The following is a 14,004-nucleotide window of genomic DNA, read 5'->3' on the forward strand; positions in this document are numbered from 1 at the left end:
NGCCCCGCGCACCACCACCGTCGCCGGGTGCCGGATCAGCTCGTCGTACACGTGCTCGTGCGGCTCGTAGGCGTTAACGACCCGCCGGACGTCCTCGTAGCGCGACCGGTACTCCTGCAGGTCCGGCAGGAACTTGAGGCCCGGGTACCCGACCCCCAGGTGGACGTGCTCGCTGCGGTAGGCCACCCGCCGGGTCTCCGAGCGGCCGGACGGCGGAGTGATGATCGTCAGGTATCCGCCGCCGGCCCGGCGCCTGACCATGCGTACCTGGCCGGGCACCAGCATCTCCCGGTAGGAGATCCGGTTCGCCTCCCGGGCCATGCTGTCGAAGACCGCGCTGATCCTCGGGGTGAAGTAGTCCGAAAGCACTGGCTCGGTGGCCACCTGCCACAGCGGCGCGAGGAAGCCGCGCAGGCTGCGGGCCGAGAACGCCTCCCGGACGGCGTAGGACGGGAAGGCCCAGATGTTGTCCGGGGTCGAGCCCGAATCCGACCGGATCCGCTCGTGGTCGGGGATCTGGGAGACCCGGGTGAGATAGCGGTAGGTCTGCCACGGAGCGTTGATGTTCGAAAGCACCCGGATGTCGGACGTCGGCACCCCCGCGATGCGCAGGTAGTCCACCAGGACGAACGAGCCGATGCCACCGCCGACCGTGACCAGGCGGGCGTCGCGGATGGGAATGCCCGCCTCGGCCACCATGCGGTCGGTCCACACCGGGGTGGCCAGCAGCTGTGGAGTGAGGTCACCCCGCCCCCCGGCGCGCGCACCCGGCGCCGCGGCCTCGGTGCCGCCGCGGTCCGGCCGCGTGCCCGGGCCGTCGCCGGGCGCGTCCCGGCCGCTGGGCGTGTCCCGGCCGCCGGACGAGTGCGCGCGGATCAACGCCTGTTCCTCCTTGGTCCGACGCGCGGACGGGCCGGTCCACGGACCGGCGCGCGATGCCCCGACAGGGATGTCACGATAGGTGCCCCCGCCGGGGAATTCGGCGGGATGTCCGTGGCAAGACAGCGGTGGTCGTTGGCGGGACGCCGGTGCGGGGCGCGCGCCGGTACGGGGCGCGGGATGCCGGTACGGGGCGCGGGATGCCGGTGCGGGACGCCGGTGCGGGGCGCGGTGCGGTGCGGTGCGGTGCGGGGCGGGGCCGGCGGGGCCAAGCCAGGCCGGGCTGCGGGGGCCGCGTCGAGCGCCTCGGGTGACGTGGCTGTCTGATCGGCGGGATATCGCGGCTGTTGGGCCGGCGGCGGGGTGCGGTGGGTGGCGGCTGCGGGCTGGTGTGGGGGGCGCACTGTGCCGGCTGTTCGATGTCCACGATCCCGTCGGTGGACGTCTGGGCTGGTGAAGATCGCGTCGTGGTGGGGCCACGGGGCTGCGGGCGCCCGGCGGGACCCCGCGGTAATGGGGCTGCCTGGGCTTTCAGCGCGTCGGCAGGCCCCGCGGCAGCCGTCGCCCACCCGTGCGGCGCGGGTCCGGGAGGATTCGCTGACAGCGACTGAAGGGCTCCTTGTGTCCTTCACTCGCAGGGGTTGCGGCCCCAGCGTCACCGTGGTTGTCAAGACGTCTCGGCAGGAGACACGAACAGCCCTTCAGCTGCGGGATCGGCACTGCCGCGCCCGCGCTCGAAATGCTGACCATCGTCGTCAGATCACCGAACGCACCCGCCGTGAACCCGCCGCACCTCCGCCCGCGCTCCCGCCGTGAACCCGCCGCACCTCGCCCGCGCCCGTGCGCCCGCGCGCCCGCGCCCGAATCAGCGCCCGCGCGGGTCGAGATGTGCGAACAGCCGTCTAGGGCAGCGCCCGGTCCAGGTGGATCGCGGCGCTGATCAGGGCCAGGTGGGTGAACGCCTGCGGGAAGTTGCCCAGGGCCTCGCCGGACGGGCCGATCTCCTCGGCGTAGAGGCCGACGTGGTTGGCGTAGGTGAGCATCTTCTCGAAGACCAGGCGGGCCTCGGTGGTGCGGCCGGCCCGGGTCAGCGCCTCCACGTACCAGAACGAGCACAGGTTGAACGTGCCCTCGTCCCCGGTGAGCCCGTCGCTCCCGTCCGCGGCGTAGCGGCGCACGAGACTGTCGCTGACGAGCTCGGTGCCCACCCGGTCGAGGGTCGACAGGAAGCGCGGGTCGGTGGGGCCGGAGAACTTCACCAGCGGCATGCACAGCAGCGAGGCGTCCAGCCGCGGTGATCCGGGGAACTCCATGTAGGCGCCGTAGCGCGGGTCCCACGACTCGCTCTGGACGAACCGGTATGCGCGGCCGGCGTGCTCCTTCCAGTCGTTGGTGGGGCCGGGCAGGCCGCGCTGCCGGGAGATCCGGCAGGCGCGCTCGAAGGCTACCCAGGTCATGACGGCTGAGTAGGTGAAGCGCTGCCGCCCGCCGCGGGTCTCCCAGATGCCCTCGTCGGGCTGCTCCCAGTGCCNGGCCAGCCAGTCGAGCTGCCGCCCGAGCGCCTCCCAGAGCCCGAAGGAGATCGGGACCTGCTTGTTGTACAGGTAGACCGAGTCCATCAGCTCGCCGTAGATGTCGATCTGGAGCTGGCCGGCGGCGCCGTTGCCGATCCGGACGGGCCGGGAGCCGCGGTAGCCGGCGAGATGGTCGAGGACGATCTCGTCCAGATCGGCGTTCCCGTCGACGCTGTAGAGCACGCTCAGGCCATGCTCGGGTGACGCCTCCTGGCAGCGCTGTTCGAGCCAGTCCATGAACGCCGCGGCCTCGTCGGTGAAGCCGAGCGCCATGAGCGCATAGGTGGTGAAGGCGGCGTCACGGATCCAGGTGTAGCGGTAGTCCCAGTTGCGCACCCCGCCCAGTTCCTCGGGCAGGGAGGTGGTCGGGGCCGCGATGAGTGCCCCGGTCGGGCGGTACACCAGCAGCTTCAGCACCAGGGCCGAGCGCAGCACCATCTCCCGCCAGCGGCCCTGGTAGCGGCTGCGGCGCAGCCAGGTCTGCCAGTACGTCAGCGTCCGGGCGAACATCTCGTCCGCCTCGCCGGGCCGCAGCGGCCGGATCCGCGAGTCCCACTCCAGCACGATGTCGGACGTCTCGCCCATGGCCAGCTCGAAGTCGCAGGTGACCGCGGTGCCCGTCACCCGCAGCGGCAGTGCCGTGCGCAGCACCAGGCTGCCGGCCGCCGACTCGAACACCGCCCCGGCCCCGGGGACGAGGGTCACCGTGTGGGACGCCCGCCCGTAGTCGAAACGGGGGTCGCAGCGCAGTCGGAACCCGGCGGTGCCGCGCACGGCGCGCGCCTGCCGGACGATCACGTGCGGGGTCTCGGTGCGGTCGTTGTCGACCGGGACCATGAAGTCCACGACCTCGCCCACCGCGTGCGGGGTGAGGAAGCGGGTCATCAGGATGTTGGAGTCGGGCAGGTAGAGCTGCTTCGCCTTCGACCCGCCGCAGTGGATCCGGAAGGAGCCGCCGCGGTCGGCGTCCAGCAGGCTCGCGAAGACGGACGCGCCGTCGAAGCGCTGCGGGCAGTACCAGTCGATCGTGCCGTCGGTGGAGACGAGGGCGACGGTGCGAAGGTCGCCGATGACCGCGTGTTCCTCGATCGGCGGATAGTCGGATCCGGGCATGCGGCTCTCCGCGCGTGAGTGGTCCGGCGGGGCCGGAGAAGGGTCAGTGCGGGAAGTGCTTGGCCCACATCGGCGTGGTCAGCCGAAGGTACCCCGCCCGGGCGGGGTGGCCGGCCTTCCACACAGGTCGGACGGCACGGCCAAAGGTGCCGCCCACCCCCCGAACGGGCTGGGCCGGTGCCGGGTCGCCGGCGGGGCGCCGCGGGGCCCGCGAGCCGTTCGGGTGCACCCGAAGTCCCTGTTCTGACGGCACAGTCGCCTTCCGTCGACCGCCACGCGAGTCGGCCCGGCACCGGAGCGGGGCACCCGCGGCGGGGTCTCGGGTATCCGCCCGCCAGGCGGGCGCCCTACGATCACAGAATGACCAAGCAGTGGCCGACCAGTGCGGACGGTCGAGCCGGCCTTGTCATGTTCGCCCGCGGCGACCGGGTCTTCCCGGTGGATGATCTCGGTGGCGGCGTCTGGTCCCGGCGCGGGACGGTGCTCTCGGTGCATCCGCCGTCGCTCGCCCCGGCCCCGGCGGCGACCGGCGGCGTGCGGGTGGACGCCACCCCCGCGGCCACCTCCTCCTGCGCCCGCGCGACCGTGCTGTGGGACGACGGCTCGGCGGAGGTGCTGGCGGAGGACAAGCTCTGCCTGGTCTACGACCAGGAGGCGCCGATCGGTATCCGGGTGGTCACGATGGCGATGAGCCAGCCGTGCGACGTGGTGGACCACGGTGGCCAGGTGGTGCTGGTACTTCGGGAGGGCCTGCTGGGCCCCGAGGCCCTGACCGCGCTGCGGACCGGGCTGGGCCGGGTGCGCGCGGCGCTGACGCCGGGGAGCCCGGACGCCGCCTCGGCGGCCGAGCTGCGCCGCCGGGATCTCAACCTGCTCAACGCTCTGATCGCCGAACTCACCGGGCCGCTCGGCGGCCAGCCGGAACCGGCCGCGCCGTCCCGGGCGGTGGCCCCGGGCCCGCCCGCTGGCTCCGCCCGTCCCGCGCCGCAACCTGACCTGCCGCGTCCGGACGTGGTGGTCGGAGCGCCCGCGGCCGGGGCCGACGCACGCGGGCCGGGCCGGGCGGGTCCGGCGGTGCGACCCGATGTGGTGGTCGGGCGTCCGGATGTGGCGCCCGGCGCCGGCCGGGGTCAGCTGCCCGGGGCCCACCCCCAGGGCTGGCCTCGTCCCTGACCGCACCGGGAGGACCGGTACCTGTACCGAGCCCGGCCGGCCCCGCGGGGCCGTGACACCGTGGCGCCGGTGGGGCCCAGGATGTCCCGTAGGCGCTCAGAACGTCCCGCGCGTAGCCCGGACCGGGCCTCCGCGGGAACGGGACGCCCTGTGGGCGATCGGGACGTCCCGTGGGCGCTCAGGAAGTCGAGTACGGCCCTGGGCGCACCCCCGGCCCGTAGGCGTTCCCGTTCATGCCCGCGCGCGGCTGCTCGGTCATGGCCTGGCTGACCTTCGACGCGATGGCCTCGGTGAGCCGGATCGCCTGGGTGAGCGAGAGGTTCAGGACAATCTCGCTGTCATCGGTCATCGCGAAGCGTACCGACACATCCGCCATGCTCTTTCCTCCCAGTTCGGGTCCCCCGGACACCCGTGACCGGTGACCGACCGTCCCGAGGAGGCCCTGGAAGGGGTCCTCGGCTTCGCGGCCAAGGGACGTGGTGACCGATCCACGATCCCCGATCGGCTTGTCGGCGCGCGCGTGACCCCCCTTGTTCGGGGGTGGGGTGAGGCTGCTAGTCGATGGCGTTGTGGACTTTCGGTGACTCGTCATGGTCGAAAACGTCTCCCCCGTGTCGACCTCGCCCGTAGAGGTCATCCGTGGGTGATGGTCCCACTTCGTGGGGTTGCGAGCAGGTGGGGAGGTTTTCGGGAAAGGTGACATGAGACACGGCCGTGGTCCGCTGTCGCCGGCGAGCGGGCCGGCTCTCCGGTTCCGTCGAGCCGAGACGGGCGTCCGGGAGCAATGCGTGCGGGAGCGGGTGCCCGCTGTCACCGCAGGCGGGTCAGATCCACCCCGGGAACCACATACGCATTCGCCAGGATGAATAGGGAATCACCTCGGCCGCGAGGATCGGATAGAAGTAGGCAAACAACAAGACCACGATCACCAGGTACACGCCGACCGCCAGCGCGCCGCCCAACCGCCTGCCCTCGGACGCCTCGCGCGGCCCCAGGGCGAGGCCCGCCATCGCGGTCAGGCCGAGCACCAGGAACGGCAGGGACGGCAGCGCGTAGAAGAAGAACATCGTCCGGCTCGGCAGCAGCAGCCACGGCAGGAACGCGGAGCCGAACCCGACCAGCACCAGTGCCGCCCGCCAGTCGCGGCGGCGTACCCACAGCGCCAGCGAGCCGACCAGCGCCGCGGTGCCGCCCCACCAGATCGCCGGGTTCCCCAGCGCGATCACCTCGCGCGAGCAGCCGCCCGGGGCCGAGCAGCCCTCGGCGCCGAACTCCGGCGAGCTGTAGAAGTAGGCGATCGGACGGCCGAGCACCAGCCAGCTCATGGGCGTCGAGCGGAACGGATGGCTGTCGGAGAGTCCCTCGTGGAATCTGAGGACCTCCCGCTGGTATTCCCACCAGCTGTGCCAGGCGTTGACGAAACCGTCACCGTGCGCGTTGCGGTGCCAGCCGCCGTCGGTCAGGAACCATCCGCTCCAGGTTGCCAGGAACGTCACGATGGGCAGCACGACGATGCCCAGCAGCCAGCCGGGCAGGTCGCGGCGCAGCGCCCCCAGCACCGGCGAGTGGGCGCCCGCCGTGCGCCGGGCGCCGATGTCCCAGGCCAGCGCGAGCGCCGCGAAGCCGACCACGGTGTACAGCGCGCTCCATTTCACGCCCATCGACGCGCCGAGCGCGACGCCCATGACCAGCCGCCACGGGCGCACGCCCAGCCTGGGCCCGAACCGCTCGTCGGCCGCCGTCCCACCGCCGCCCGATGCGCCGCCGCCCGATCCGGCGGACCGGCCGTCGAGCCGGTCCGCCAGCCGCCGGCGGCCGTCGTCGCGGTCCAGCACCAGGCAGGCGAGCGCGATGACGATGCCCGTCATCAGGAAGATGTCGAGGATGCCGATGCGGCTCTGGACGAACTCCAGCCCGTCCAGTGCCAGCAGCAGCCCGGCGAAGCAGCCGAGCACCGTGGAACGGAACATCCGCCGGGCGGCGCGGGCCAGCACGAGCACCGCCAGGGTGCCGGCGAGCGCCGAGGAGAACCGCCAGCCGAGCTCGGGGCTGCCGTGCGGGGTGCCCCCGCAGTCGACATAGCCGAACAGCCACTGCGACGCGGCCATGAGCCACTTGCCGAACGGCGGGTGGACGACGTAGGCGGGCCCGTCACAGGTGTTCGAGTCGATCTCGTACCCGGCGGTCATGAGACCCCAGGCGTCCTTGACGTAGTAGATCTCGTCGAAGTACATCCCGCGGGGCTCGGTGAGCCGCCAGAAGCGCAGGACGCCGGCGGCCGCCGCGATCAGCAGCGGCGCGATCCACCCCGCGACCCGGTCGCCCGGCATCGGCGGGCACAGCCTCTCCCGCACCGTGCCCGCCCGCGCCGAGCCCGTCCGCCCCGGGCGGGTCGGGCCGCCCGCCGGCCGCACCGGTGCCAGGCCCGGCGAGCTGCTCTCGGAACGGGGCAGGTGCGCCGTTGTCGCCGTCACACCGATCAGGGTAGGTCCTGGCTGCTGGCAGACTGGTCGGGTGTCCGGGACCCTGGTGCTGTGCGGTGCCCCGATCGGCGACCCGCGTGACGCCAGCCCTCGCCTCGGTGAGGTGCTCGCGAGCGCTGACATCGTCGCGGCGGAGGACACCCGGCGCCTGCGCCGGCTGGCGCACGCGCTCGGGGTCACGATCAGCGGCCGGGTGGTCTCCTGCTACGACGCGGTCGAGGGGGCCCGGGCCGAGATGCTCACCGAGCAGCTGCTGGCGGGCTCCACCGTCGCGCTGATCACCGACGCGGGCATGCCCGCCGTCTCCGACCCCGGCTACCGCCTCGTCGCGGCGGCCGCCCTGGCCGGCGTGCCGGTCACGGTGGTACCCGGCCCGTCCGCGGTGACGGCGGCCCTGGCGGTGAGCGGGCTGCCCTCGGACCGGTGGACGTTCGAGGGGTTCCTTCCCCGCAAGGGCGGTGAGCGCCGTTCCCGGCTGCACGGGCTGGCCGCGGAGCCGCGGACGATGGTCTTCCTGGAGTCACCGCACCGGCTGGCGGCGGCGCTGCGCGATCTGGCGGACGTCCTCGGCGGTGGCCGGCGGGCGACGCTGTGCCGGGAGCTGACCAAGACCTGGGAGGAGATCGTCCGGGCCGACCTGGCCGGCCTGGTGGCGTGGGCGACGGACGGCCGGGAGATCCGCGGTGAGTTCACCCTGGTGATCGCCGGTGGCGGCGGCGGTGCCCGGGCCGGTGGGGACGCCGCGGGTTCGCTCGCGAGAGCGGGCGGCGGCGCCGGGACGACCGAGCCCACCGCGGCGGACCTGGCCGGGGCCGTGGCGCGGCTGGCGGGCGCCGGCCTGCCGCCGAAGGACGCCCGCAAGGCGGTCGCCGCCGACTACGGAATCTCGCCCCGCCAGGTCTACGACGCGGTCATCGCCGTGCGTGACGCCGGCACCGCGGAACCCGACTGATCCGATCGGCGCGCTCCCGGTCGGCTGGCCGGGTGGCTGTGCGGTTGGCCGGGGCAGGTATCCGAATGCCGGACGCGCCGGGGCGGATCTGCCGACGACAGCGGCCCCACACGGGACACTGGTGCCGTGGCCGCCAGGGTCCGCCCCGCGTGCACGGGTTTATGATTCGCCCGGCAGGCGTCAGGGGGGCGGTTAGCACTCCGCGAGTGTCAGCCGAGGCTGCTCGTGGTGCGACCGACGACGCGAGGGGGAGCCTCACATGGCCGTGGCGACGACCGAGTTCTCCGTCCGGGAGACGGAGATTCCGGGACTGCTCGTTTTCGATATCACGAGCATCACTGACGAGCGGGGCTGGTTCCAGGAGAAGTTCCACCGGGCGAAGCTTGTCGCGGCTGGTCTGCCGGAATCCTTCGAGGTGGTCCAGACCAGCGTTTCCTACAACCGCCGGGCCGGCGTGACCAGGGGCTTCCACGCGGAGCCGTGGGACAAGTACATCTCGGTGGTGTCGGGGCGGGTCTTCTGCGCCTATCTCGACCTGCGGCGCGGCAGTTTCGGGCGGGTCGTGACGGTCGAGATCGACGCCAACCGTGCGGTGTTCCTGCCGCGGGGTGTGGCGAACTCGTTCCAGACCCTGGCCGACGACACCTACTATCTGTACAGCGTCAACCGCCACTGGAGCGCCGACGAGTACGACGAGTACGTGTTCGTGAATCTGGCCGACCCGCAGGTCGGTGTGCGCTGGCCGATTCCGCTGGATGAGGCCGTGCTCTCCGAGCGGGACCGCAACCACGCCGGGCTCGCGGACGCCCGGCCGTTCGAGGTGCCGGCGTGAGCGCCGCGGCGACCGCCGGAGAACGTCCCGCGGGTCAGCGCGGGCGGGTGTGGAGAGGCAGGCGGAGGGCGGTATGAAGGGAATTGTCCTGGCGGGCGGCACCGGCTCCCGCCTCTACCCCATCACGCATGCCGTCAGCAAGCAGCTCATGCCCGTCTACGACAAGCCGATGATCTACTACCCGCTTTCCACCCTGATGGCCGCGGGCATCAGGGAGATCCTCCTGATCACCACACCGCAGGACCAGGCACAGTTCCAGCGCCTGCTCGGTGACGGCTCGAAACTCGGCTGCCGGTTCGAGTACGCGGTCCAGGACGAGCCCCGGGGGCTGGCCGAGGCATTCCTCATCGGCGCGGATTTCGTCGGCGGGGACAAGGTGGCCCTCGTTCTCGGCGACAACATCTTCTACGGTGTCGGCCTCGGCGAGCAGCTCAAGCACTACACCGATCCGGCCGGGGGGGTGGTGTTCGCCTACCACGTCTCGGATCCGGAGCGCTATGGCGTGGTCGAGTTCGACGAGCGGCGGCGGGCGATCTCCATCGAGGAGAAACCGGCCGTGCCGAAGTCCCGTTACGCGGTGACCGGCCTTTACTTCTATGACAACTCCGTGCTGGAGATCGCCCAGGAGACGAAGCCGAGCGCGCGCGGCGAGCTGGAGATCACCTCGGTGAACCAGGAGTACCTGCGCCGCGGGCAGCTCAACGTGCACCTGCTCGACCGGGGCACCGCCTGGCTCGACACCGGCACCTTCAACTCCNTCATGCAGGCCGCCCAGTTCGTCCAGGTGATCGAGGAACGCCAGGGGCTCAAGATCGGCTGCATCGAGGAGGTCGCCTGGCGGGAGGGGTTCGTCACCGACGAGCAGCTCTCGGCGCTGGTGCGGCCACTGGCGAAGAGCGGCTACGGGGCCTATCTGCAGGGCCTTCTGGACGGCGCCTGACAGGGTCTCCGCCCGGCCTCGCGGGCTGGCCTGGTGGGTCTGTCGACTGGTGGCTAGTGGCTAGTGGCTAGTGGTGGGCGGGTGCCAGCGCCGCCGGCCGCAGGAAGCGGGCCGGACTGCCGACCCAGACCTGGTGCCCCGGAACATCCCGCAGGGTCACCGCGCCCATGCCCAGCGTGGACCAGGGGCCGATGGTGACGCCTTCGCGCACCAACGCTCCGGCCCCGAGGTAGGCGCCCTCACCCACCCGGACGGCGCCCGCCAGCGAGACGGAGGCGCACAGCGTCGCGTACTGGTCGACGACGTCATCGTGGGTGAGCACGGCGTTCGGCATGACGACCACGTGCCGGCCCAGCCGCACGCAGGCGGTCAGCACGACGCCGGCGAGCAGGATGCAGCCGGGCCCGAGCTCGGACGATCCGGCGACGGACGCCGAAGGGTGCACGACGGTGGCGTACCGCTCCTCGGTGACTCCCGCCTCGGCCAGCCGCAGCGCGAGCCGCCGACGGGCCTGCCCCGGGCCGGGGCACAGCACGACCTGGGCGGACGGCCGCCGCGTGACGACCTCCAGCCCACCGAGAACCGGCAGGCCGTCGATGTCGGTGCCCCAGCGCTCGGGGTTGTCGTCGACGAAGCCCAGGAGGTGGTGCCGGCCGGCGGCCCGTACGGCCTCGGCGGTCTCCCGCGCCAGCCCCGAGGCCGCGACCAGGATGAGTGGTTCCCTGCCCGTGCCGTTCACCTGCTGGTCAACCGGTCTGGACATGCTGGTCCAGGTACTCCTCGACCGCGCGGGCCCGATCGTCGGGCGCGGCGCCGGCCCGCTGCTGCAACGCGATCAGCCCCTCGGTGGTGACGGCCTGGGTGACCTGGGAGAGCACACCTTGCAGTCCGAGGTTCGCGACGTCCATGCGCACCACCGGCAGCAGGTTGTTGGCAGGCAGGGCCTGCCGGTCGTCCTCCAGCACCACCAGGTTGTTGGCGGCAACCGCGGGATCCGAGGCGTAGACGAGCGCTACCTGTGCCTTCCCGTCCAGGAGGGCGCGGATGGTGCCGGGCCCGCCGTCGTCCAGGGCGCTCGTCTGCCCGAAGCTGACCCCGTAGGTGTCGCGCAGGGTGGGCAGGCAGGCGGACCATGCCGCGCAGCTGGCCGGCCCGCCGAAGGTCAGGCCCGCGGCGACGCCGGGTGCGGCCAGGTCCGACAGGGTGCGCAGGTGGTCCTTCTCGGCGGTCGCCGCGGTCACGGCGAACACCGGCGCCCGCCCGCCGGGAGCCGTCGGGTAGGCGATCAGCCGCCGCTGGGTCAGTGCCGGCATCAGGCCGCTCACCGCGGTCGCCTCGGAGGTCAGGGCGGGGGCGGGCTGCACCCCGCTGCCGGCCTGTTCGGCCAGCCCCGCGCGCAGCTCGTCGAGGTAGGTCGGCACGATGTCGACCGTCCCCTCCTCCAACGCCCACATCAGCTGGCTGGCAGTCGGGTAGGAACGGACGGCCGCGGTGTAGCCGTGCTCGTTGAGCTGCCGGGCGTACAGGTCGGCGACCAGCGCGTTGTCGAGTGCGCCGGTGGAACCGACCAGAAGCTGCNGGCGGTCCGACCCGTCCTGGTCACCGCCACCGACCAGTCGGACCCCGAGCAGGACGCCGGCCGCCGCGACGCACAGCACGACGCCGGCCGCCGCGAGGACCCGGGCCCGGCCGGTCGGCATCCTCACCGCGCGCCGCCCGCGCCCTCGCCGCTCCCGCCCGGCTTCTCCCCGCGGACAGCGATGATCGATTTGGTCAGCGGGCCGGTCCGCTCGTCGAGGATCTCGGAGTCGGGGAAGTAGGACCGCAGCTCCGTCCGGCCGATCAGCTCGGTCGACATGGTCGCGCGCAGTGCGTCGTCCCGGTCGGGTGACCTGGTGTGGGCCAGGGGCCAGTGCTGGGCGACCGAGGCCCGGGCCGCCACCGGCAGGAACTGGAAGCCGGGGAAGAGCCAGTGTGGTTCGAGGGGGAAGTAGCGGTTCGGGGTCTGCACCCAGTGCAGGGGAGCCAGCCGCCGCGTCACCTCCGCGAACGCGAGCCGCTTGGCGTGCCCGCCGACATGCTCGATCACCGAGTTCGAGAAGACCAGGTCGAACTGGTCGGTGAAGGTCTCGGGCGGCGGGTCGCAGGCGTCACCGACGATGACGGTGATGTCGGCCGGCGCGGCTTCGGCGGGCTTCTCCAGGTTGATCACGACGACCCGGGCGGGCCGCCGGTCGAGCCGCAGCCAGAAGTCGACCGTCCCACCGAGGTCGACGACCCGCATGTCGTCGATGCTCGGGAAGTACTCGCGGACCCGTTCCCACCGGCGGCCTCGGCTGCGTGCCCCGAGCGAGTTCGGTGACTCGACCATGATGCGGCGTACGTTCCTGCCCACGCTCATGGCCGGCGCGCCTGCCCGGCGGAGCTGCTGGCCGCGGTGACCCCGGGTGCCTCCGGCCGGGGGGTCACCGGAATGCGCACGGCGGGAACCGGGGCGTCGGCGGCGTCGGCGCGGGTGATCCCGTGCAGGCGGTCGTACACGCGGACGTAGGCGGCGGCCTGGGCGGCCCAGTCCAGCACGTCCACGGCGCGGCGCCGGCCGCGCCGGCCCAGCTCGCCGCGGCGGGCCGGGTCGTCGAGGAGGTCGCAGACGGCGGTCGCGAAGGCCTCGATCTGGCCCGGCTCGACGTACATGGCGGCGTCCTCCGCGGAGACCCGGGTCTCCGCGAGGTCGAAGGTAACGACGGGGAGCTGGTGCGCCATGTATTCCATCGTTTTGTTCATCGTTGAAATATTATTCAACTCGTTGTAGGGGTCTGGGCTGAGTCCGACCGCGGCGGTGGACAGGTAGTCCCGGATCATGTCCGGATCGGCCCGGCCGGTGAACGTGACGTAGTCGTCGAGATCCAGCCTGGTGCACAGTTCGCGCAGTTCTTCGAGGCAGTCGCCGAAACCGAGGAGTGCCGCGCTGACGTCGGTGCGGCCGAACTTGTGGACAATCATGTCCATCACGTGCAGGACGATGTCGACGCCGTCCTGGGGCCCCATGATGCCCAGATAGCACACGAGGTGCTCCCGGCCCTGGCGGAGCTCGGTGCGGACCGGCCCTGGTTTCATCCGGGTCGTGTCGGGCCCGCTGCGCACCACCGTTGTGTTCTCCCTGGTCCGGTGACCGCGGCGGATCGCGATCGCGCGGTAGGACTCGTTCGTCGAGATCACGTGGTCGGCGGTGCGGTAGGTGGCGCGTTCCAGGCCGAGCAGCGCCTGGAAGATTCTCTTGGAGGGCTTCTCGAACCGGGCCAGGTAGATTTCCGGGCAGAGGTCGTGCTGGTCGTAGACGAACCGCGCCCCGAGCAGCCGGGCGAGCAGCCCGAGCGGGGCGTAGGTGTCCGGCGGGTTGCAGGCCTGCACGGCCGAGAACGGCCGGGTGAGGAAGATCCACCCGAAGAGCAACGCCGTCCGCAGCCAGCAGTAGACGAACTCGTTGATGTACCCGCCGAAGCCGTTCGCCTGCGCCGGCGGGCGGTACTTGTAGAGCCAGACGCCGTCGAGCACCTCGCGGGACGGGTCGCCGGGGCCCTTGGGGCAGATCACGGAGACCTGATACCCGGCCGACACCAGCGCCTGGCACTCCAGCCAGACCCTGCGGTCCAGCGGAACCGGCAGGTTCTGCACGATTATCAGGACATGTTTACGTGCTGACGTTCCCAAAGCCACTGCTCCCCCCAACGCGGCAGCACCATGGAACCCGGTAGACGAAAAAGCGGTTGCTGAATTTTTGTCCTGGGCGGCCTGGACCGGGCCGATTTAGGATCGAATTCTCGCGCTGTCCACCAGCTCATCCCGCCCCACCGACAGATGCCTGCACATGATCCGACCAAGGTATGATCATTATGCCGGATCGCCTAGTTTAGGACACCCGGCGCCTGACGATAGCGGACCGCCCCCTGAGGGGCAAGCGTGCCCATACCCGTACTATGTCCCGGGCGCGGCCTGGCGTCGGTGCGCGACCTGCTGCCTTCGGTAGCTATAGGGGGGGGACGACCGTGGGTGTTTGC

The 14,004-nt window shown here is 72.1% G+C and carries 11 protein-coding genes and 3 pseudogenes; 5 read left to right on the top strand and 9 right to left on the bottom strand.

The window, feature by feature from the left end; all coding sequences use genetic code 11:
* Position 1: 1 nt before the first annotated feature.
* From UG55_RS47220 to UG55_RS36605, 3 genes and pseudogenes are all read right to left on the bottom strand, one after another.
* Positions 2-879, bottom strand: a pseudogene (locus UG55_RS47220) (hypothetical protein); the annotation flags it as partial.
* Positions 880-1,781: 902 nt separating this feature from the next.
* Positions 1,782-2,410: glycoside hydrolase family 15 protein (locus UG55_RS36600; RefSeq protein ID WP_242424289.1), on the bottom strand; the 629-nt coding region annotated here is incomplete at its 5' end.
* A gap of 1 nt (position 2,411) precedes the next feature.
* Positions 2,412-3,566, bottom strand: a pseudogene (locus UG55_RS36605) (glycoside hydrolase family 15 protein); the annotation flags it as partial.
* A gap of 360 nt (positions 3,567-3,926) precedes the next feature.
* Between UG55_RS36605 and UG55_RS13650 the strand changes: the two are divergent.
* On the top strand, positions 3,927-4,739 hold the full coding sequence (locus tag UG55_RS13650) for a hypothetical protein (protein ID WP_066067937.1): 813 nt from the start codon (positions 3,927-3,929) through the stop codon (positions 4,737-4,739).
* A gap of 178 nt (positions 4,740-4,917) precedes the next feature.
* On the opposite strand, the gene UG55_RS13655 is transcribed toward UG55_RS13650, so the two are convergent.
* On the bottom strand, positions 4,918-5,115 hold the full coding sequence (locus UG55_RS13655; protein ID WP_006541195.1) for a hypothetical protein: 198 nt from the start codon (positions 5,113-5,115) through the stop codon (positions 4,918-4,920).
* A 448-nt stretch (positions 5,116-5,563) separates the two neighbouring features.
* Positions 5,564-7,213: a dolichyl-phosphate-mannose--protein mannosyltransferase gene (locus UG55_RS13660; protein ID WP_066067940.1), complete on the bottom strand. Its 1,650-nt coding sequence runs from the start codon at positions 7,211-7,213 to the stop codon at positions 5,564-5,566.
* Positions 7,214-7,253: 40 nt separating this feature from the next.
* Here UG55_RS13660 and rsmI point away from each other — a divergent pair, with 40 nt between their 5' ends.
* From rsmI to UG55_RS36610, 4 genes and pseudogenes are all read left to right on the top strand, one after another.
* The gene (gene rsmI / locus UG55_RS13665; RefSeq protein ID WP_066068007.1) at positions 7,254-8,174 is read left to right on the top strand and encodes a 16S rRNA (cytidine(1402)-2'-O)-methyltransferase; all 921 of its coding nucleotides are present in this window, start codon (positions 7,254-7,256) and stop codon (positions 8,172-8,174) included.
* A gap of 259 nt (positions 8,175-8,433) precedes the next feature.
* On the top strand, positions 8,434-9,006 hold the full coding sequence (locus UG55_RS13670) for a dTDP-4-dehydrorhamnose 3,5-epimerase family protein (RefSeq protein WP_066067943.1): 573 nt from the start codon (positions 8,434-8,436) through the stop codon (positions 9,004-9,006).
* Between the two features lie 73 nt (positions 9,007-9,079).
* Positions 9,080-9,763 (top strand): glucose-1-phosphate thymidylyltransferase RfbA (rfbA, locus tag UG55_RS13675; RefSeq protein ID WP_242424290.1); only part of this gene is annotated, 684 nt, incomplete at its 3' end.
* A 1-nt stretch (position 9,764) separates the two neighbouring features.
* Positions 9,765-9,946: pseudogene (locus UG55_RS36610) on the top strand (glucose-1-phosphate thymidylyltransferase); the annotation flags it as partial.
* A 67-nt stretch (positions 9,947-10,013) separates the two neighbouring features.
* Here the strand turns inward: UG55_RS36610 and UG55_RS13680 are convergent.
* From UG55_RS13680 to UG55_RS13695, 4 genes are all read right to left on the bottom strand, one after another.
* Positions 10,014-10,709 carry an acetyltransferase gene (locus tag UG55_RS13680; protein WP_066067949.1) on the bottom strand — a complete coding sequence of 232 codons (696 nt, stop codon included), beginning with the start codon at positions 10,707-10,709 and terminating at the stop codon, positions 10,014-10,016.
* On the bottom strand, positions 10,693-11,517 hold the full coding sequence (locus UG55_RS47225; protein WP_396230898.1) for a glycine betaine ABC transporter substrate-binding protein: 825 nt from the start codon (positions 11,515-11,517) through the stop codon (positions 10,693-10,695). Before UG55_RS47225 ends, UG55_RS13680 begins: the two co-directional genes overlap by 17 nt.
* Before the next feature lie 131 nt (positions 11,518-11,648).
* Positions 11,649-12,347, bottom strand: coding sequence for a class I SAM-dependent methyltransferase (locus UG55_RS13690; protein WP_066067954.1), 699 nt, complete (start codon positions 12,345-12,347; stop codon positions 11,649-11,651).
* A complete protein-coding gene (locus tag UG55_RS13695; RefSeq protein ID WP_242424291.1) occupies positions 12,344-13,621 on the bottom strand; it encodes a glycosyltransferase in 1,278 nt (425 codons plus the stop codon). Before UG55_RS13695 ends, UG55_RS13690 begins: the two co-directional genes overlap by 4 nt.
* Positions 13,622-14,004: the final 383 nt, after the last annotated feature.

Origin of the sequence: Frankia sp. EI5c, assembly GCF_001636565.1 — a bacterium.
In the GTDB taxonomy this organism is placed as follows: domain Bacteria; phylum Actinomycetota; class Actinomycetes; order Frankiales; family Frankiaceae; genus Parafrankia.